17 protein-coding genes and 1 tRNA gene are annotated in these 18,900 nt (G+C 64.3%); 3 read left to right on the forward strand and 15 right to left on the reverse strand.

Annotated features, from left to right (window positions below):
* Positions 1-157 precede the first annotated feature (157 nt).
* The 7 genes from mbfA to AB7290_RS04685 form a co-directional block, all read right to left on the reverse strand.
* Entirely contained in the window at positions 158-1,129 is a 972-nt protein-coding gene (gene mbfA, locus AB7290_RS04655; RefSeq protein WP_085403465.1) for an iron exporter MbfA, read from the reverse strand.
* A gap of 67 nt (positions 1,130-1,196) precedes the next feature.
* On the reverse strand, positions 1,197-2,339 hold the full coding sequence (locus AB7290_RS04660) for an alpha/beta hydrolase (RefSeq protein ID WP_085403466.1): 1,143 nt from the start codon (positions 2,337-2,339) through the stop codon (positions 1,197-1,199).
* A 126-nt stretch (positions 2,340-2,465) separates the two neighbouring features.
* On the reverse strand, positions 2,466-3,335 hold the full coding sequence (locus AB7290_RS04665; RefSeq protein ID WP_085403467.1) for an MBL fold metallo-hydrolase: 870 nt from the start codon (positions 3,333-3,335) through the stop codon (positions 2,466-2,468).
* Positions 3,336-3,352: 17 nt separating this feature from the next.
* On the reverse strand, positions 3,353-4,543 hold the full coding sequence (locus AB7290_RS04670) for a serine hydrolase domain-containing protein (protein WP_085403468.1): 1,191 nt from the start codon (positions 4,541-4,543) through the stop codon (positions 3,353-3,355).
* A 23-nt stretch (positions 4,544-4,566) separates the two neighbouring features.
* Complete coding sequence (locus AB7290_RS04675; RefSeq protein WP_085403469.1) at positions 4,567-5,178, reverse strand: glutathione S-transferase family protein; 612 nt, start codon at positions 5,176-5,178, stop codon at positions 4,567-4,569.
* Between the two features lie 186 nt (positions 5,179-5,364).
* Complete coding sequence (locus tag AB7290_RS04680; protein WP_085403470.1) at positions 5,365-6,207, reverse strand: fumarylacetoacetate hydrolase family protein; 843 nt, start codon at positions 6,205-6,207, stop codon at positions 5,365-5,367.
* Between the two features lie 224 nt (positions 6,208-6,431).
* Positions 6,432-7,283: an MBL fold metallo-hydrolase gene (locus tag AB7290_RS04685; RefSeq protein WP_085403471.1), complete on the reverse strand. Its 852-nt coding sequence runs from the start codon at positions 7,281-7,283 to the stop codon at positions 6,432-6,434.
* A gap of 121 nt (positions 7,284-7,404) precedes the next feature.
* On the opposite strand from AB7290_RS04685, the gene AB7290_RS04690 reads away from it, so the two are divergent.
* A complete protein-coding gene (locus AB7290_RS04690; protein ID WP_028149244.1) occupies positions 7,405-7,836 on the forward strand; it encodes a DUF3775 domain-containing protein in 432 nt (143 codons plus the stop codon).
* Positions 7,837-7,840: 4 nt separating this feature from the next.
* Here the strand turns inward: AB7290_RS04690 and AB7290_RS04695 are convergent, their stop codons facing one another.
* The 3 genes from AB7290_RS04695 to AB7290_RS04705 all read right to left on the reverse strand — a co-directional run bounded on the left by AB7290_RS04695 (position 7,841) and on the right by AB7290_RS04705 (position 10,306).
* Positions 7,841-8,830, reverse strand: coding sequence for an NADPH:quinone reductase (locus AB7290_RS04695; protein ID WP_085403472.1), 990 nt, complete (start codon positions 8,828-8,830; stop codon positions 7,841-7,843).
* A complete protein-coding gene (locus AB7290_RS04700; protein ID WP_014498394.1) occupies positions 8,827-9,609 on the reverse strand; it encodes an SDR family oxidoreductase in 783 nt (260 codons plus the stop codon). The genes AB7290_RS04695 and AB7290_RS04700 overlap by 4 nt, the downstream gene beginning before the upstream one ends.
* Before the next feature lie 184 nt (positions 9,610-9,793).
* Positions 9,794-10,306: a CvpA family protein gene (locus AB7290_RS04705; protein ID WP_085403574.1), complete on the reverse strand. Its 513-nt coding sequence runs from the start codon at positions 10,304-10,306 to the stop codon at positions 9,794-9,796.
* 121 nt (positions 10,307-10,427) lie between these two features.
* On the opposite strand from AB7290_RS04705, the gene AB7290_RS04710 reads away from it, so the two are divergent.
* Positions 10,428-11,189, forward strand: a complete 762-nt coding sequence (locus AB7290_RS04710; protein WP_085403473.1) for an SDR family oxidoreductase — start codon at positions 10,428-10,430, stop codon at positions 11,187-11,189.
* 167 nt (positions 11,190-11,356) lie between these two features.
* Here AB7290_RS04710 and AB7290_RS04715 read toward each other — a convergent pair whose 3' ends face one another.
* The 4 genes from AB7290_RS04715 to AB7290_RS04730 all read right to left on the reverse strand — a co-directional run bounded on the left by AB7290_RS04715 (position 11,357) and on the right by AB7290_RS04730 (position 16,759).
* Positions 11,357-12,445 (reverse strand): FUSC family protein, encoded by a 1,089-nt coding sequence (locus AB7290_RS04715; RefSeq protein WP_085403474.1) that lies wholly within the window; start codon positions 12,443-12,445, stop codon positions 11,357-11,359.
* A complete protein-coding gene (locus AB7290_RS04720) occupies positions 12,442-13,413 on the reverse strand; it encodes an HlyD family secretion protein (RefSeq protein ID WP_085403475.1) in 972 nt (323 codons plus the stop codon). The genes AB7290_RS04715 and AB7290_RS04720 overlap by 4 nt, the downstream gene beginning before the upstream one ends.
* A gap of 105 nt (positions 13,414-13,518) precedes the next feature.
* A complete protein-coding gene (locus AB7290_RS04725; protein WP_085403476.1) occupies positions 13,519-15,117 on the reverse strand; it encodes a GMC family oxidoreductase in 1,599 nt (532 codons plus the stop codon).
* 196 nt (positions 15,118-15,313) lie between these two features.
* Positions 15,314-16,759 carry a coniferyl aldehyde dehydrogenase gene (locus tag AB7290_RS04730; RefSeq protein ID WP_085403477.1) on the reverse strand — a complete coding sequence of 482 codons (1,446 nt, stop codon included), beginning with the start codon at positions 16,757-16,759 and terminating at the stop codon, positions 15,314-15,316.
* Positions 16,760-17,074: 315 nt separating this feature from the next.
* Here AB7290_RS04730 and AB7290_RS04735 point away from each other — a divergent pair.
* A tRNA-Met gene (locus tag AB7290_RS04735) sits at positions 17,075-17,151 on the forward strand.
* 199 nt (positions 17,152-17,350) lie between these two features.
* Here AB7290_RS04735 and AB7290_RS04740 read toward each other — a convergent pair.
* Positions 17,351-18,859: a DHA2 family efflux MFS transporter permease subunit gene (locus AB7290_RS04740; protein ID WP_085403478.1), complete on the reverse strand. Its 1,509-nt coding sequence runs from the start codon at positions 18,857-18,859 to the stop codon at positions 17,351-17,353.
* Positions 18,860-18,900 lie beyond the last annotated feature (41 nt).

The raw sequence follows: 18,900 nt of genomic DNA on the forward strand, positions 1-18,900 counted from the left end.
GATATGCCGGTAGGACGGAACGAGGACAGCCAAGCACAAGGTCGGTGTCATCGCCCGGCTTGACCGGGCGATCCAGTATTCCGAGACGGCTGTGATTGATCGGATAGGCCGCGGCGTACTGGATGCCCCGCTTTCGCGGGGCATGACACCGAGGTAGCTACGCCGCCCCGATCAAGATCCCCACCGCGAGCACGATGGCGCCGCCGAGCACGATCTGGAACACGGCCTGGAGGAACGGGGTGTCCATGTAGCGCGCGCGGATGAAGGCGATTGCCCACAATTCGAAGAACACGACGACGCCGGCGATTCCCGTCGCGATCCAGAATGCGTTCGGCCAGCTGTCTGGGACAAGATAAGGCAGGGTGTGGCCGAGCCCGCCGAGCGTCGTCATCGCGCCGCAGGTGATGCCGCGCAGCCATGGCGAGCCGCGTCCGGTGAGCGAGCCGTCGTCGGACAGCGCCTCCGCAAAGCCCATGCTGATGCCGGCGCCGATCGAGGCGGCGAGGCCGACCAGAAACGTCTGCCAGTTCTGGTGGGTGGCGAAAGCTGCGGCGAACAGCGGCGCCAGCGTCGAGACCGATCCGTCCATCAGGCCGGCGAGGCCCGGCTGCACATATTGCAGCACGAACATCCGCCGTCGCGTGCGATCTTCCTCGGCGCGCACGTCCGGCTTCAGGATTTCGTCGGTCAGCGCGACGGCGCGGTTCTCGTGATGCTTTTCCTCCTCGGCGAGATCGCCGAGCAGGCGGCGCACGCCGACATCCTCGGCCTGCTCGGCGGCCCGCGCGTAGAAGCGCTCGGCCTCGAGCTCCATGGTCTCGACCTCTTTCCGGATGGTGTCGAGCGGCAGGTTTTTCGTCAGCCAGATCGGCCGCCGGCGCAGAAAGCCTTTGACGTTCTCGCGGCGGATCGGCGGCAGGTGCTGGCCGAAGCGTTCCTCATAGAGTTTCAGCAGCCGATGCCGGTGGCCGCGTTCCTCCTCGGCCATCTCCTCGAAAATCTTCGACGTGTCCGGGTAACGCTCGCGCAAGTCCTCGGCGAAGGTCATGTAGATGCGGCTGTCCTCCTCCTCGGAGGAGATCGCGACCGCAAGCACCTCGCGCTCGGTCAGTTCGGCAAAAGTCTTCACGGCGGCCCTGTTTTGATAGTTTAGAATTATTCTAAATTATATAAGGCGCCGGGGTTCCCGGGTCAAATCAGGCGGCTTTTGCGAGGAACTCGAGCAGCAAGCGGCTCACCTCGGCCGGCTGTTCCTGCTGCACCCAATGGCCGGCGCCGTCGACGAGATGGCAGCCGAACATTCTTGTGCATCCGCGCCCCTGCATCGCCTCGAACACGCCCGGGCGCTGATAGGTGCCCCAATCCTGTTTGCCCGAGATGAAGCAGGAGGGCACGTCGATGCTGCGGCCCGCAAACAGCTGCATCTCGCTGTTGAGCATGCCCGACGTGCCGTAGCGGTACCATTGCAAGCCCCCCTGGAATCCGGTGCGGCCGTATTCGGCGCTGTAATAGGCGAGGTCGCTGTCCGGCAGCCATTGGTTGGCGGCGATCGCGGCCGGCGAGGGCATCTCCTTCGCAACCGTCTCCGCCATGGTCTCACCGGCGTCCATCACGTAGTAGGTCGGCAGTTTTGCGAGTTCGCCCGCGGACCACGACGTCAACGGATATGGCTTGTTTTCGGTCCAGTCCGCACTCTTGTGGTGATAGTAAGCGCGCAGGAAATCGTGCACGCCCTGCGGCGCGTGCTGCATGTCGGCGTTGGCCGGACGCGTCGCGTAATACCATTGATAGTGTTTGCGCGGGCGTGGCAGCGCGGCGAGCTCGCGATGCACGGGGTCTTCGACTGCAGGCTTTGCCGGCACATCGACCGTGCCAAACGGCATCGGTGGCGCCCCGCCGAACGGCGCGCTCATCAGCGTCACCGAGCGAAACACGTCGGGCCGGATCATGGCGCACCAGGCCGCGACCGGGCTGCCGAAATCATGCCCGGCGAGATCGACCTGCCGGTAGCCGAACGCCGACACCAGGGCGAGGGCGTCACGCACGAGGTTGAGCAGCGAGAACGGCGTGAGATCGCCGTCGTAATCCGCGGTCCATCCCGTGGTGCGGCCATAGCCGCGCTGGTCCGGCGCGATCACGTGATAGCCGGCCGCAGCCAGCACCGGCATCACCTTGCGCCAGGAGAAGGCGAGCTCAGGAAAGCCGTGCAGCAGCAGGATGCAGGGCCGGCCTTTGGTCTCGAAGCCGGCTTCGAGCACGTGCATGCGCAAGACGTTGATGCCGTCGACATAGCGCGAGCGGATGCCGGCGGGGAGAGGGATGTCGGGGAGTGTTGTCATTGCTTTCTCCACACGGGTGGAATCGTAGGGTGGGCAAAGCGGAGCGTGCCCACCATGCCAAACGCGTTAAGGAATGGTGGGCACGGCGCGCGAAGCGCGCGCCTTTGCCCACCCTACGGCATCTTGCTAAACCGCCGCACACACGAACGCGCTGCCCTTGCGCTTGATCTTCCCAACCGACGGCGAGGGGAAATGCGCGGTGCAGCACAGCGTGTCGGTGTCGCAATAGCGCTCCAGAAGGCTGCGGCGCGTTTTCGCCGCCGCGGCCGGGTCGACGTCGAACTTGATCGACAGCTCCGGATAGAGCGTCTGCAGCGGCGAATGCATGAGGTCGCCGGAGAACACGGCGTCGTCCTTGCCGCGGCCCATCGTGATGGCGATATGGCCGGGCGTATGTCCCGGCGTCGGTAGGATGCGGACGTGATCGCCGATCTGGTGATCGTTGCCGACCAGCTCGTGGCGCCTGGCCTCGACCACCGGCAGCACGCTGTCGGCGAAGGGCGGAATCTCCGCCTTTGCATTCTCCGCGAACCAGTGGTCGTATTCCTGCTTCGCAAAGAGATAGCGCGCCTTGGGGAAGGTCGGCACCCAGCGGCCGTTCTCCAATCGCGTGTTCCAGCCGACGTGATCGACATGCAGATGCGTGCACATCACGAAATCGATGTCGTCGACCGCAAACCCGGCTGCGTTGAGTCCGCGCAAGTACGTGTCGTCGGTCTTCATGTTCCATTTCGGCCGCTGCGGGCGCGGCTTGTCGTTGCCGATGCAGCTGTCGATCAGGATGGTGTGGTGCGGTGTCTTCACCACATAGGACTGGAAGCACAGGAGCAGTACGTCCTGCTCGTCCAGCGCCTTGGCCTGCCGCATCCATGCCCGGTTCTCGGCCAGCACCTCGGCCGTCAATCCCGGCAGCATTTCCAGTGCCGGGACGAACGAGGTTTCCTGCTCGATGACGCGATGGATGGTGAGATCGCCGACCGCATATTTCAGGCTCATGCTCGCTTCCCCAGTGATCAGTGCGCGTCGCGCACGGATGGAATGACGATGTTGGTGAGAATGTCGATCGCGGCCAGACCCTCTTTGGGCTGGCCGTATTGCGCGGCGGTCGTCATGATGACGAGATCAAGCTCGGGCACGATGAAGATGCGCTGGCCGCCCCAGCCGAAGGCAGCAACCCATTTGATTTCCTTGTCGCCGGCGAGCGAGCGGCCCATCCACCATTGATAGCCGTAGAACATCGTGCTGCCGAAATAGCCGATCGCCTGGAAGCGCGGCGTGATCGATTGTGCGATCCAGTCGGCCGAGACGATCTGCCGGCCGTTCCACTGGCCGCGATTGAGCACGAGCTGGCCGATCTTCGCCGCATCGCGCGGCCGCAAGCGAAGGCCCGCGGCCGCTGCGATCTTGCCGTTCTTATAGGCTTTCCACTCGAAATCGCTGATCCCGAGCGGCTGGAACAGCACCTCACGAGCAAATGCCTCCAGCGGCTTGCCCGAGACGCGTTCGAGGATGTTGCCGAGCAGTTCAGTCCCGCCGCCATTATAAGTCCACAGCACGTCGGGCGGCGCAGCGACTGGCTTTGCGAGCACATAGCCGATCGGATCGGCCTCAAAGGTGAGATGCGGCTCGTCGTTTTTCGGATCGGTCCAGGACCGTGCCTCGTCCCATTCAATGCCGGAGGACATCGTTAGCAGATGGCGCAGCGTGATGGCCTCCCAGCCCGCCTGCTTCGCCGCCTGATGGTCGGGGAAGAATTTGAGCACGGGCTCGTCGACGCCTTCGATCAGCTTGCGATCGATCGCGATGCCGACGAGCAGCGAAGCGACACTCTTCGATGCCGAACGCATGTCATGCTTCGTCGTCGCGGTGAATTCGTGCTGGCCGTCCGGTTGTCCCCAGGGTTGGTCGTAGCCGGGAAAATACTGCTCGAAGACGAGCTTGCCGTGGCGCACGACGACAACCGAATGGACCGAGGTCGCGCGTTGATCGAGCCGTGCGGCGATGCTGCAGAGCCGCATGCCGTCCATGCCAACGCTGTCGGGCGACGCAGTCGTCCACCCGTCGTCGATTGACGAACGCGATCCACAGGCGAGGTTTTGTCGTCCAGTCGCCATGCCGTCGGCCTGCACGGAAGTGGCTGAGACGGTCAACGCGAGCACGAGGCTCGCGCCGAGAATGCTGAGGCGGGGGAAGCGATCGCGCATCGTCCTTCTCCCCGCAGCCTAGTTTACGCCGTAGGCGGCACCGAGATCTTGACCGAGGGGCGCTCCAGCATCTTCTGGTGGAAGGCGTCGAGTTTCGGATAGGCCTTGCGCCAGCCGCAATCGGCGAAGCGGAAGTCGGCATAGCCGAGCACGCAGACGAGGCCGATCTGCGAGATGTCGAACGGGCCGTTCAAAACTTCGGGCATGTTCTCGAAGCGCGCCATGCCGGTCCAGGCCCGGTTCCAGTGGTCGTCCGACCATGCCTGCCATTGCAGGCCCTGCGGCCGCACCATCTTCTCGTAGCGGCACAGCAGCATGGAATCGAGCATGCCGTTGATCAGGGAGTGATTGGTCTTTGCCTTCCAGCGCCGCGGGCCGTAATCGGGGATCAGGCTGCCGCCGGCCATCTCGTTGAGATATTCGACGATCACGTAGGAATCCAGAATGACGTCGCCGTCATTGGTGATCAGCACCGGCAGCTTCTTCAGCGGCGTGATGCGCGAATAATCCTCATTGACCGTGCCCGGCGCGACGGTCGCGGGCGTCAGCTCGATCTTGTCGATCAGCCCGAGCTCGATCGCGGCGATGCGCACCTTGCGGGCGAAGGGCGAGGCGGCGGAGAAGGAGAGTTTCATGGGGAAATAACCTCTATCCAGACAGACGGTCCTCATCCTGAGGAGCGCGCAGCTTGGCGCGCGTCTCGAAGGATGGACAACGGGAGGTGTTCTTGGGTCACCCGGCGCGAACGTCGGGTGACTGTATTCTTGGCGCATCCTTCGAGACGCGCGCGTTGCGCGCTCCTCAGGATGAGGGCGGAGACCTTACGCCGCCACGATCTCCTGGCGCTGCTCGCCGAGGCCTTCGATGCCGAGCGTAACGACATCGCCGACATTGAGGAAGGTCGGCGGCTTCATGCCGAGACCGACGCCGGGCGGGGTGCCGGTGGTGATGATGTCGCCCGGCAACAGCGTCATGAACTGCGAGACGTAGGAGACGCATTTGGCCATGGAGAAGATCATGGTCTGGGTCGAGCCGGTCTGGCGACGCTGGCCGTTGACGTCGAGCCACATCGACAGGTTCTGGACGTCCTTGATCTCGTCCTTGGTGGCGAGCCACGGGCCGACCGGGCCGAAGGTGTCGTGTGACTTGCCCTTGGTCCACTGACCCAGGCGCTCGGTCTGGAAGGCGCGCTCGGAGACGTCGTTGCAGACGCAATAGCCGGCGACGTAGTTCAGCGCATCGGCTTCCGAGACATATTTGGCGCGGGTGCCGATGATGGCGGCGATCTCGACTTCCCAGTCGAGCTTGGTCGAGCCGCGCGGCTTCTCGACCGCGTCGTTCGGGCCGGACAGCGAGGTGTTGGCCTTCATGAAGATGATCGGCTCGGTCGGGATCGCGGCGCCGGTTTCTTTGGCGTGGTCGCTGTAGTTGAGGCCGATGGCGACGAATTTCGAGATGCCGGTGACGGGCGCGCCGAAGCGCGGCTTGCCGGAGACGGCGGGCAGGGAGGCCGGGTCAAGGCTCGCCAGCTTCTTCAGGGATTCCGGCGAATAGGCCTCGCCGGTCAGGTCCTTCACGTGCGCCGACAGGTCGCGCAATTGGCCGGATTTGTCGATCAGGCCGGGCTTTTCCGCACCCTTTTCGCCATAACGAATAAGCTTCATTCTCGTTTCTCCCTGGAGATGGACCGATCGGTTAAATAGCTTCATGGAACAGGGCGGCGGGAAATTCAACCGCTCAAAGTGGGGCGCATTGCAGCCCTTCCTTTGTAGGGTGGGCAAAGGCGCGGAGCGCCGTGCCCACCAATTCTTTTTGATGGCCCGGTATGGTGGGCACGCGGAGCCTGTCATCGGGCGCGCATTCGCGCGACCCGGTGGCTTTGCCCACCCTACGATTGCAGCGCCACAAATTTGAACGCATCCCCGTCCCGCTTGATGTGCCCGGCCGAGAAATGGCCGCCGATCACCAGCGTCGGGGTATCGGCAAAGCGCGAGAACACCTTGTGCCGGGTTTCCGCCGACTGGGCGGTATCGGTGTCGACGACCGAGCACCAGTCGAGATGCGCCATCTGGCAGGGGTGATGGGCGACGTCGCCGCTGAGCAACCCTTGTTCGCCGCCGGACTCGATCAGGACGCTCATATGCCCGGGGCTGTGGCCGGGGGTCGGGATCACGCTGATCTCCTCGCAGAGCCGGTGATCGCTCGGGATCAACTCGGCCAGGCCCGCATCGACGACCGGCTTCACGGAATCCTTGAACACCGCGACCTTGTCCGGCTCGGCCGTATAGTCGCGCCAATATTCGTACTCGGTCTTGCCGAACAGGTAGCGCGCCCTGGGGAAAGTCGGCACCCATTTGCCATCGACGAGCCTCGTATTCCAGCCGACATGATCGACATGAAGATGCGTGCACAGCACGGTGTCGATGCTGTCAGGGGGAAAGCCCGCTGCCGTCATCGTCTCCAGAAACGGCGTGCTGCGGTTATTCCAGACCGGGACACCGCGACCCTGCTTGTCGTTGCCAAGGCCGGTGTCGACCACGATGCGGCGCGTCGGCATCTCCACCACCAGCGAGTGGATCGACATTTTCAGCCGGCCCTCCTCGGTGGCGAAATGCGGGATCAGCCAGGGCAGCTTCTGGATCTCGTCATTGGTCGCGGCCGGCAGGATGAAGCGGGTCGAGCCGACCGTCTCCATTTCCACGATCTTGGTGATTTTGACCTTGCCCACGGTCCACGGCATGCGGCGATCCCAATTTTCTTGCTTTCGCGAAAGATGCGGCCTTCCGCCGTCGAACGCAATGGATCATCTGTCGCGATGTTGCGTTATCGGGGGAACCCCGAGACAGCCAGAGAGAGCGACGATGCCAGAGCTTGCCATTTCCGCCGAGAAGGTCGCCTTCATCATCGAGAAGGCCCGCGAATTCGACGTCAAGGAGGCGGCGTCCGACCCTGACTCGGGCTCCAATCCCTCTGATGATGACGAGATCGACGTGCTCGAGGACACCAATTCCGACCCGGTCGCAGCCGAGCTCTCCGGTTTCATCCGCGCGCTGAACGAGGACGAGCAGCTCGACCTCGTCACGATGATGTGGCTCGGCCGCGGCGACGGCGAAGTGGAGGAGTGGGACGATCTGCGTGCCCGCGCCGCCGAGGCGCGCGGTGAATACAAGAACCCGCGTCGTGAAACGGTGCAATATCTGCTGGGCGAGCCGATGCTGGGCGATCTGCTCGCCGATGGCATGGACGAACTCGGCATCGACTGGACCGACGAGCGGACCACGCCGGTATCCTAAGTCGTCATCGCGCGCAGTCGACGATCACGGTGCCGAGCTTGTCACCCTTCTCGACCGCGAGATGCGCCTGCGCGGTATCCGATAGCGCGAACTGCGCCGCGACGTTGTGAATGCGCGGCCCTGCCGCCAGCCATTTCGTGATGTCGGCCTGCGCCGCCGCGAGCAGCGCCGGCGGCAGCGCGAACAGCACCAGCGTCCGGAGCGTGATGCACTTCTCCATCAGTTCGCGCATCGGCACCGTGGGTGTGCGGTTGCCGTTGGTGGCGTAGACGGCGATCGTCGAATTGAGCGCCATCAGCTTCAACGTGGTCGCGATGTTGCCGCCGAAATCGACATCGACCACGCGATCGACACCACGTCCGCCGGTGAACGCCATCGCCTTGGCAACGACGTCCTCGTCCCTGTAATTGACCACGAGATCGGCGCCCGCGCGCCGGGCCTGCTCGCCCTTCATCGCCGAGCTGACGGTCGCGATCACCTGCGCGCCGCCCCATTTGGCGAGCTGCACGGCATAATGGCCAACCGCGCCGGCGCCGCCGGTGACAAGCACGGTCTTGCCGACGATCGGCCCGTCCGCAAACAGGCTGCACCACGCGGTCATCGCGGGAATGCCGAGCGTTGCACCTTCCGCAAAGGAAAGATGATCCGGCAGCGGCGTCACCAGCTGCTCGGCGAGCGCGATATATTCGGCCGCCGTGCCGAAGGCGCGGCCGTTGCGCTGGCCGTTGAACAGCCAGACCCGGTCGCCGACCTTGAAGCGCGTTACGCCGTCGCCGATCTGGTCGACAAAACCCGCGCCGTCGCTGTTCGGGATGACGCGCGAAAATTCCATCGCGCGATAGCTGCCGCCGCGCCGGCCGACATCGGCCGGATTGACGCCGGAGGCTTCCAGGCGAATGCGAACTTCGCCTGGGCCAGCGACCGGCGTCGCCATCTCACCATAGGTGAGGACATCCGCCGCCGGTCCTGTTTGCTCGTACCAGACTGCTCTCACAGCGTTCCGGGGAAGGCGCCGCCGTCGAGCAAGATGTTCTGGCCCGTGATGAAGCCGGCCTTGGCGCCGCAGAGGAAGGCGCAGGCATAGCCGAACTCGTCGGGCTGGCCGAAGCGGCCGGCGGGGTTGAGCTTGGCGCGCTCGGCCAGGATCTGCTCCGGCGTCGTGCCGCGCTTGTCGGCCTCGGCCTTTGCGGTGCCGGTCAGGCGGTCGGTCTCGAACGGACCCGGCAACAGGCCGTTGATGGTGACATTATTGATCACGGTCTTGCGCGACAGGCCGGCGATGAAGCCGGTCAGGCCGGCGCGCGCGCCGTTGGAGAGGCCGAGGATGTCGATCGGCGCCTTCACCGCCGCCGAGGTGATGTTGACGATGCGGCCGAACTTGCGCGCCATCATGCCGTCGACGGTCGACTTGATCAGCTCGATCGGCGTGAGCATGTTGGCGTCGATCGCCTTGATCCAGTCGTCGCGGGTCCAGTTGCGGAAATCGCCGGGCGGCGGGCCGCCGGCATTGTTGATCAAGATGTCCGGCTCGGGGCAGGCCTTCAGCACGGCCTCGCGGCCCGCAGGCGTCGTGATGTCGCCGACGATCTCGGTGACCTTCACGCCAGGATAGGCCTTGCGGATGTCGTCGGCCGTCTTCTTCAGGGCTTCGGCGCCCCGCGCGGTCAGCGTGACGTCAACGCCGGCTTCCGCCAGCGAGATGGCGCAGGCGCGGCCGAGGCCCTTGCTGGATGCGCAGACGATGGCGCGGCGACCTTTGATCCCAAGATCCACTGTTTCACTCCCGTAATGTCAGGCAGGTTTTAGACAGGCCGCACTCTAGCCAATCGTGGCGCCGCTGATAAGGGAGGGGGCCGCGTCAAAATGCATGGCGCGGTCGCGCGGCGATGCAAATGTGCGGGCATGATCCGGAAAAGTGTGCAGCGGTCTTCCGAAAAGATCATGCCCAGACAATAAGCTAGATACGCCGTTCCTGCTTGAGGCGGTCGATCGCGGCCGCGGCCTCCGGCGGCAATGTCTTGAAGCCCATCTTGCCGGCCGCCGAGAACAGCGGCCGCAGATGCGAACCGGCGAGGAACGGCGGCTGGCGGTTGGCCGGCACGATCTGGTCGAACACCAGCACCAGCGTGGTGGCGACGAGGCCGACCCTGACGGCGCCGAGTGCGGCGCCGGCGAGCCGGTCGCCGATCCCGGCTTCGCGTATCGTGTCGTTCAGCGCGAGGCGGCCGATATAACCAAGGAGCATGCCGACGACCACGAAGATGCCGAAGAACCAGATCCAGTTTTGCAGCAGTGGCGCGTTCGGATTGGTCGCGACCTGCGGCACGATCAACGGCATCAGCGCGACGGCGATGGGAGCGGCCAGGAGATAGGCGAGAATGGTCATGGCGCTGCCGAGCAGGCCGGTCCTGAAACCGAAGCCGATCGCGACGACGAGTGCCGCATAGACCGCGAGATCGAAACTGTTCATGAGCGTCAGGCCTGCCTCGATGGAACGAATGAACGCCGGACCGATCATTCCGGTTTCAGATCGTTAAAATCGTCTGTATTGGTGGCTCCAAAGCTCAGGGAAAACACTCAAGGCAAGCGTCATGTCAGACTTATTCGACGTCAGTCAAGAAACCATCCTAGTGACGGGCGCGAGCCAGGGGCTGGGGCGGCAATTTGCCCGGGTTCTGGCGGACCATGGCGCGGCCGTCGCGCTCGCCGCGCGGCAGGCCGACAAGCTGAAGAGCCTGGAGGAGGAGATCCGCGGCAAGGGCGGCCGCGCTGCCGCGGTCGCGCTCGACGTCACTGACATGTCATCGATCGCCAAGGCCGTGGATGCCACGGAAGCCGCGCTCGGTCCGATCACGGTGCTGATCAACAATGCCGGCATCGCCATCGAGAAGCTCGCGACCGAGCAGACCGAAGCCGATTGGGACGCCGTGATCGGCGCCAATCTGAAAGGCGCTTATTTCCTCGCGACCGAAGTCGCGCGCCGCATGATCGCGCGCAAGCAGGAAGGCAACATCGTCAACATCGCTTCCGTGCTCGGCACCGGCGTGCTGAAAGCGGTGTCGCCCTATGCGATCTCCAAGGCCGGTATCCTCCAGGCGACCAGGGCGATGGCGCTGGAGCTCGCAGGCCAGAACATCCGCATCAACGCGCTGGCGCCAGGCTATATCGATACCGAAATGAATCACGCCTTCTGGTCGACGCCCGCGGGCGAGCGATTGGCCAAACGCATCCCGCAGCGCCGCGTCGGCGCCGAGTCCGATCTCGATGGCGCGATCCTGCTGCTGGCGTCACGGGCGTCGCGGTACATGACGGGGAGTGTCATCACTGTCGATGGTGGTTTCCTGCTGAATTGAGCCCGACTTCGCCTCTCCCCGCAAGCGGGGAGAGGCCGGAGTTTGCGAGAGCAAATTCCGGGTGAGAGGGAGTCTCCGCGAGTCCAGCTATCACCGTTTTTGCCGAGATAGCCCTTCACCCCAACCCTCTCCCCGTAAGAACGGGGAGAGGGAGAAGAGCTACCGCATTATCTTGTTTCAGCGTTCCTAGCCGAGGGCGTCAGCAGGATAGCCACGATCTCGACGATCAGCAGCCCGCCGGTGATACCGGCAAGGCGCTCGATGCCGGGAATGATGCTGGACGGCGGCCCTGATCCCTGCACCATCGTCATGATGAAGACGACCGCGCCCTGTGTGCCGACATAGCCGATATCGCGCGCGCTCGCCTGGACATGCGCACCGACCCAGACCCCGATGGCAAGCGCGGCAAGCCAGGGCAGGAAGTTTTCGAACGAGGCGATCAGCACCGCCAGGCCGGCGAGGCCGCCGATCAGGCAGCCGAGGATGCGATGCGTGCCACGGGCCGCGATCTTCTCGCGATTCGCAGCATCGTCGTCGGATATTGCCGGCACGGCCATCACGGCCGCGACCGTGATCGCGGCCTGCGAGAAGCTCGGCAATTGCAGCCAGCTCCATGCCAGCGGCACCAGCATCACACCAAGGCCCGCGCGCATTGCGTGCTGGGTCGAGGCCCATTGCGCGCCGAGAAGGTCGGACCAGCCCGGCGCCCGCGCACGTGGCGGCGCATGATCCTCGCGCGGCGACAGCAGGTGCGAGACCAGAATGGCGGCGAGAGTGCCGATCGTCACCTCGGCAGTACGGTTGCAGGCGACTGACAGCGCCGAGGTCGGATCGTCGAGCGTTGCGAGCAGCACCATGTCGGCCGTGACGGCGCCGAGCAGCCAGGCATATCCGTGGCGACTGACTTGCAGGCCGAGCACGCCGATGCTGCTTGCGATGAACAGTGCGAGGCTCAGTGCAACCTGGTCCTCGATCAGCCACGGGCTCAAGAGCAGGCCTGCAGCGGCACCGATCGCCGTACCGACGATGCGCAGGGCGCCGCGACGCAAGGAAGAGGGCGCCGTCACCTGCGTCGAGACGAAGGCACTGATCGCCGCCCACCATGGTGCGTCCACCCGCAGCACAAGCGCCACGATCACGGCCAGCGTGACGGCCAGTGCAACGCGGCTGCAATGATGGCCGCGTGGGCCGGCCAGATCGATCTCCAGCAACTCCCGCCGCAATGCAGAGATCGCTCTCGTCGCGGCCCCGCTCATGGCAGCACGACCACCCTGGCGTCGGCACCCATATAGAGTCTCAGGTCGGGTGGCGGATCGACCAGCGTCAGCGTCACCGGAAAGCGGCGCTTGAGGCGGATCCAGTCAGTGGTCGGCGCCACGTAGTTGAGGAGGCGATTGGGCACGGGTTCGCGGCTGATGCCACGAGCAATGCCGGTCACCTTGGCACGGCGTAGATGCCAGGGATTTGAGTCCAGCGACACCCAGGCCGTGCTGCCGACGGCAAAGCCGCGGATGTAGCTTTCCTTGAAGTTGGCGACGATGCGCCAGGCGCGGGCATCGACGATGCCGATCAGCGGCACATCGGCCTGTGCAGTGTCGCCCACGCGCAGGCTGAGCGACGTCACCGTGCCGCTGGTTGGTGCGACCAGCTTGGTGCGGGCGAGCTGCCATTCTGCGAGCGCCAGCGCCGAATTGGCGCGGGCGTGGCTCGCTTGATGCATGGATAGCGTGGCCTCCGTCGCCGCGACCGACTCCTGTGCAGCGTCGCGTGCCGCATTCGCGCGTCGCAGCGTATCGCTCGCCTGGTCGAGCGCGACGCGGGAGACATCCTGGGCCGAGGCGAGCGTCGTCAGACGCTTTTCGTTTTCGCTCGCAAAATCCGCGGCCGAGCTCGCCGCCGCCAACGCGTCCCGTGCCGATGCGATCCGGTGCTGGTCGGAGGCGATCTGCGCGCGGGCCTCGGCAAGATCGGCACGCCGCTGATCCAGGGCCAACTGGAAAGGTACGGGATCGATGCTCGCAAGCAGGTTGCCCTCGGCCACATCCTGATTGTCGGCGACATCTACGGCAATGATGCGCCCAGTCACCTGAGGCGCGAGCGCGACCAGATCGGACTGAACATAGGCGTCGTCGGTGAAGGCGACGAACGACGATATCACCTCATAGGCAACGAAAAGCGCCAGCGCGATCGCTGCCGCAAGTCCGACTCGTCGTCCACGCGTCATGTCAGGCAAAACTCCGAGGCAGCGGCGCGTATCAACTTCTCCGGGCTAGATGAGCAGTCTATCCCGGCCGGTTGCAGCTCGAAAAGTCCCGTTCGTGCCGCACCGCTAGTTTGTCCGCATCTCCGCCCTGATCATATCCGCCGCCTTCTCCCCGATCATGATGGTCGGCGCGTTGGTGTTGCCACCGATCAGCGTCGGCATGATCGAGGCGTCGACGACGCGCAAGCCCTCGATGCCGTGCATCTTCAGCTTCGGATCGACCACCGACATCGCATCGGTGCCCATCTTGCAGGTGCCGACGGGGTGATAGACGGTGTCGACGCGATTGCGCAGGATGGCGCGGATGTCGTCGTCCGTTCTCACATCCGACGTGAACATGTCCTTCTTCTGCAACGCGCGCAGCGCGGGCGTCTCCATCAGCCGCCGCGTGGTCTTGAAGCCCGCGACCATCGACTCGAGATCTTCCGCCTCGCCCAGAAAGTTCGGATCGATCATCGGTGCAGCGAGCGGATCGGCGCTCTTCAGCCATACGCTGCCGCGGCTCTTCGGTCTGAGCAGGCAGACATGGCACGAGAAGCCCGCCTCTTTGTGCTTCTTGCGGCCGTGGTCGTCGAGCATCGCGATGACGAAGTGCAGCTGGATGTCTGGCACCGCGAGGTCGGGCCTGGTCTTCAGGAAGCCGCCACACTCGGCGAAATTGGTGGTCATCAGGCCGCGTCGCTCCCGGCGATACCGCTGGATGGCGCGGAGCAGGGATGGCAACCGGCCGAGCGATGAATGAACGAAGTGCGGATAGTCGGAGGCGTAGACGAACACGAAATCCGGATGGTCCTGCAGATTGCGCCCGACGCCCGGCAAGTGATGCATGACGCCAATGCCGTGCGCGGCAAGCGCATCGCCATCGCCGACACCCGACAGCATCAGCAGCTGCGGTGACTGGAAGGCGCCGCCGGCGAGGATCACCTCGCGGCGGGCGCGCAGCTGCTTGGTCTGCTTGCCCTGCACATATTCGATGCCGACCGCGCGCCCGCCTTCGAACAGGATTTTCGTGGCCTGCGCCCCCGTCTCGACGCGCAGATTCGCGCGCTTGTCCATGTGGGGATGCAGATAGGCGCGTGCCGCGCTCCAGCGCTCGCCATGGTGCTGCGTCACCTGGTAGCTGCCGAGCCCTTCATGGTCCTCGGCGTTGAAGTCCTCGCGGACGCGGAACTGCGCCTCGCGCGCGGCCTGGTGGAAGACGTCATGGATCGGATTGTCCGAGCGCAGTCTGTTGACATGCAGCGGGCCGCCCTTGCCATGATACTCGCCGTCGAAATCGGAATTGTTTTCCGAACGCTTGAAATAGGGCAGCACGTCGGCATACGACCAGCCGGCATTGCCGAGCGAGGCCCAGTGGTCGTAGTCCGATTTGTGGCCGCGGATGTAGACCATGGCGTTGATCGCCGAGGAGCCGCCGAGGCCCTTGCCGCGCGGTTGATAGCCGATGCGGCCGTTCAATCCCTTCTGCGGCACGGTATCGAAAGCCCAGTTGGCCGCGCTGTATGGCAAAGCGAGCCCGAATGGCGTGGTGATCCGCCAATTGTCGTTCCGCCCGCCGGCGTCGAGCAGCGCCACGGATGTCGCCGCATCCTCCGACAGCCGCCCCGCCATCGCGCAGCCGCCGGAGCCCGCGCCCACGACGACGAAGTCGAATGTGTCAGTCACTGATGTTTCCCCCTGCATTGTTCTTTGTTGTTGCGTCTCCGTTCCTCATCCTGAGGAGCGCGGAACGCGCGTCTCGAAGGATGAAGGCCCGGTCTGTGGCCTCGCCCTTCGAGACGCGCGTCGCTGGCGCGCTCCTCAGGGTGAGGATTGGATTTTTGCATTGCCTTTACGCTCGCAATGACGGTGTTGACGCAAGCTACGACATGAACCGCATCAACTTCTCCAGCCGCGCGATCTTGCCGCCGTAGGGCGGATAGAGGTCGGCGAGGCGGTTGAACTTGGAGCGATAAAACACCGGCTTCAGTTTGCTGAACGTGCGAAAGCCCCAATCGCCGTGATAGGCGCCGGTGCCGGATGCGCCGACGCCGCCCATCGGCTGGTTGGCTTGCGCGAAGTGGAACAGGCAGTCGTTGACGGTGACGCCGCCGGAGATCGTGCGTGACAGCACCTCGTCGCGGGCGGCGCGATCCTTTCCGAACCAGTAGAGCGCGAGCGGCCGGTCGCGGGCATTGACGAAAGCGATCGCCTCCGCCGGATCGCGATAGCCCAGCACCGGCAGAATGGGGCCGAAAATCTCCTCCTGCATCGCCGCCATCGCCTCGGTCGCGCCGACGATCAGTGTCGGCGGGAATTTGCGGTGTGCTTTCCAGTTCGGATCGTCTGCTCTCGCCGGTTGCAGGATCTTTGCGCCGCGCTGGGCGGCGTCCGCGACGAGATTTTCCAGCCGCGCATAGTGCCGGTCGGAGATGACGGAGGTGTAGTCCTTGTTGGCCGGATCGGTGCCGAACATGCGCCGCATCTGCGCGCGTACTTTTTCGGCGAAGGCCTGCAACGAGCGCTCGGGCACCAGCACATAGTCCGGCGCGATGCAGGTCTGCCCGGCATTGAGCAGCTTTCCGTAGGCGATGCGCTCGGCCGCCTCCTCGAGAGCGGCGGAGGCGTCGATGATCGCCGGCGACTTGCCGCCGAGCTCGAGCGTTACGGGCGTGAGATTGCGCCCGGCGGCCTCCGCGACCAGCCGGCCGACCCGGGTCGAGCCGGTGAAGACGAGATGGTCGAAGGGGAGGTGTGCGAAGGCTTTTGCGATTTCGTCCTCGACGCCTGTCACCAGTAGCTCGGTGGCATCGAATTTCGCGGCCACCGTCTCCTTCAGCAGCACTGAGAAGTGCGGCGAGAGTTCGCTTGGCTTGATGATGACCCGGTTGCCTGCGGCGATCGCGCCGATCGCGGGCGCAAGCGTGAGCTGGAGCGGATAATTCCAGGGCGCGATGATGCCGACGACGCCGAGCGGCTGCGGGATCAGGCGGTTGCGCGCGGGCAGGAATTGCAGCGCGGTGGCCACGCGCTGCGGCGCCATCCAGCTCTTCAGGTGCTTGGTCGCATGCCGGATCTCGGAGAACACCAGCATCGTCTCGGCGATGGTGGTCTCGACGGCCGAGCGGTGGCCGAAATCGGCCGAGATCGCCTGCCGGAAGCGTTCCTCGTTGTCAGCGACGACAGTGCGCAGCCGCGCCAGCCGGTCGAGCCGCTCGGCCAGGTCAGGTGCAGGCTCGGCCCGCGCCCGCGCGACCATGGCGTGGAAGGCCTCGTAGAGGGCCCGAAGCGGGGCGCCCGCCGGGGACTTATCCAGGGGCTGGTCCATGGCGTTCCTCCTGAAAATGGCGTTGGCCCCCCACGTTTTGTTGCCGCAAGCTGGCCCTTTGTGGAACTTCTGGCAAGAGCGCACCAAACGGGCCGGAAATCGGCCCAACTCACTGTCATAAAGTCGAAAAAAACGTCCCCACGGCCCTTTCCAAAGGCAGCCCGGGTTGGTACATACGCCTCGCACCCGAGGGGCTTTGCCCCGGGGTTGCCTTCCAAGGAAGCCTTTGGGACGGACGAAGCAAGCCACGCGAACAGCGCCGGCCACTTCATCCACCGTCCCCGGCATCTTGGCCTAGGCAAAGCGACGGTTTAACGCGGGGTGGAGCAGCCCGGTAGCTCGTCAGGCTCATAACCTGAAGGTCATAGGTTCAAATCCTATCCCCGCAACCAAGTTCGGACTTTTACCGGTTCCGATACGAAAATGGCCCGCGTCACGCGGGCCATTTTTGTTTGGTGGGGCGGGCACCTACCGTCTCAGGTCACGACGAGCCCCTCGGTCAGTGCGGCCTTCCTCAGATAGGTAAGCGAACCACGCCGAACTTCGCCGGTTGGGCGGGGCGTCGCGGCAATTGCGATCTCTATTCACCACTCAATTGAGTGCGCCATCACCAGAATTCTCATCAGTGCCTTCCAAGGGACCGGCCGCGAACGGAATGAGCAACAGTCCGAGCAGCGCCACGCAAGCGAGGAGGGCCCAGGCTTCGTTGGCGCTGAGCGCGAACGCGGCCTTTTCGACCATGGGACGCAGATAGGCTTCAACCGTGGCATCGGAGACCTGCGGAGGGCGGTGGGTAAACAGCGTGAGGTCAAGCCCGATTGCCTGAGCCGCAGTCACATCGCCCGCAATCAGGCGCTCGCGCAAAGCGTCGGCGTGCCCGCCGGTGCGCCCGTAAAGGATCGTATCGATCAGCGCGATGCCGATTGCGCCCCCGAGGTTTCGCATCAGGTTAAACAGGCCGCTTGCGTCGGGTACCCGTGATGCGGTCAGCGAACCCAACGCCAGCCGGGTCGGAGGCAGCAGGCAAAACATGATCGCAACGCCGCGCAAGACTTGCGGCCAGAACATTTCTTGGAAGTCGGCGACACGGCTCTCGAATGCACTGCAACCCAGCCCGATCGCGAACAGACCAAACCCCGCCGCCGACAACCAGCGGGGATCAAACCTGCTTTCCAGCAGGCCCGCAATCGGCGCGGTGGCAAGCTGCGCAACGCCGGTGACGAGCATGATCGTGCCGATTTCAAATGCGTCATGATGTCGAACATAGGCGAGGAAGACCGGCATGAGATAGACCGAGCCGAACAATCCAACTCCGAGGAAGAAGCTCAATGCGCAACCGATCGCAAACGAGCGCGATCTAAATGTCGACAGTTCGACCACTGGATGCGCGGCCCTGAGTGTTCGGATGGCGAAGACGGTTGCCGCGGCAGCACTCAAGACGATCAGGATGGAGCAGAATGGAGAAAGCCACCCGCGTTGCGGGCCTTCCTTCAGACCGATCTCCAGGCATGCAAGCGAAACCGCAAGAAGTCCGAGAGACGGCACGTCGAGTGTAGCCAGATCAGAAAGCCGGGGTCGTTCGCGCGGCAGCAGCATTGGCGTGGCGAGTGCGGCGACCACCCCGGGAGCGACATTGATCAGAAACAGCCAATGCCAGGACCAGGTGTCGGTGATCCAGCCACCGACCACCGGCCCGACCGTGGGCGCCAGCACGGCCATAATGCCGGCCATGGTGGTGGCAACGGGATGCAAACGGATCGGAAACAGCAGAAAGACAGCGGAAAAAACCGCCGGAATCAGTACGCCGCCAGCGAAACCCTGAAGCACGCGGAAGCTGACAAGCGTCGTAAAACTGCTGCTGAACGCGCAGCCGATGGAGGCAAGGGTAAAGAGGCTGATCGCAATAACGAACAGCCATCGCAGCGTCAGAACGCGCGTAAGCCACCCGGTCAGTGGAATGGCGATGATCTCGGCGATCAGATACGCGGTTTGAATCCAGCTCATCGCCTCTCGCGATATGGCGAGTGTACTCTGGATCGTGGGTAGCGAAGTGGCGACGACCTGAATGTCGAGGATCGCCATGAACATGCCGAGGCACATCAGGACGAAGCCAAGCCACGTAGCTGCACTCGGCTCGGTAA

Origin of the sequence: Bradyrhizobium sp. 613_E4_N2_2 (assembly GCF_052075995.1) — a bacterium.
Taxonomy (GTDB): domain Bacteria; phylum Pseudomonadota; class Alphaproteobacteria; order Rhizobiales; family Xanthobacteraceae; genus Bradyrhizobium; species Bradyrhizobium barranii.

Bases quoted from the DNA above. Each gene is read 5' to 3' on its own strand.
- AB7290_RS04665 (WP_085403467.1), bottom strand. From the start codon at position 3,335: ATGAGCCTGAAATATGCGGTCGGCGATCTCACCATCCATCGCGTCATC.
- AB7290_RS04685 (WP_085403471.1), bottom strand. From the start codon at position 7,283: ATGCCGTGGACCGTGGGCAAGGTCAAAATCACCAAGATCGTGGAAATG.
- AB7290_RS04680 (WP_085403470.1), bottom strand. From the start codon at position 6,207: ATGAAGCTTATTCGTTATGGCGAAAAGGGTGCGGAAAAGCCCGGCCTG.
- AB7290_RS04740 (WP_085403478.1), bottom strand. From the start codon at position 18,859: ATGTGCCTCGGCATGTTCATGGCGATCCTCGACATTCAGGTCGTCGCC.
- AB7290_RS04690 (WP_028149244.1), top strand. From the start codon at position 7,405: ATGCCAGAGCTTGCCATTTCCGCCGAGAAGGTCGCCTTCATCATCGAG.
- AB7290_RS04670 (WP_085403468.1), bottom strand. From the start codon at position 4,543: ATGCGCGATCGCTTCCCCCGCCTCAGCATTCTCGGCGCGAGCCTCGTG.
- AB7290_RS04715 (WP_085403474.1), bottom strand. From the start codon at position 12,445: ATGAGCGGGGCCGCGACGAGAGCGATCTCTGCATTGCGGCGGGAGTTG.
- AB7290_RS04720 (WP_085403475.1), bottom strand. From the start codon at position 13,413: ATGACGCGTGGACGACGAGTCGGACTTGCGGCAGCGATCGCGCTGGCG.
- AB7290_RS04710 (WP_085403473.1), top strand. From the start codon at position 10,428: ATGTCAGACTTATTCGACGTCAGTCAAGAAACCATCCTAGTGACGGGC.
- AB7290_RS04705 (WP_085403574.1), bottom strand. From the start codon at position 10,306: ATGAACAGTTTCGATCTCGCGGTCTATGCGGCACTCGTCGTCGCGATC.
- AB7290_RS04730 (WP_085403477.1), bottom strand. From the start codon at position 16,759: ATGGACCAGCCCCTGGATAAGTCCCCGGCGGGCGCCCCGCTTCGGGCC.
- AB7290_RS04675 (WP_085403469.1), bottom strand. From the start codon at position 5,178: ATGAAACTCTCCTTCTCCGCCGCCTCGCCCTTCGCCCGCAAGGTGCGC.
- AB7290_RS04660 (WP_085403466.1), bottom strand. From the start codon at position 2,339: ATGACAACACTCCCCGACATCCCTCTCCCCGCCGGCATCCGCTCGCGC.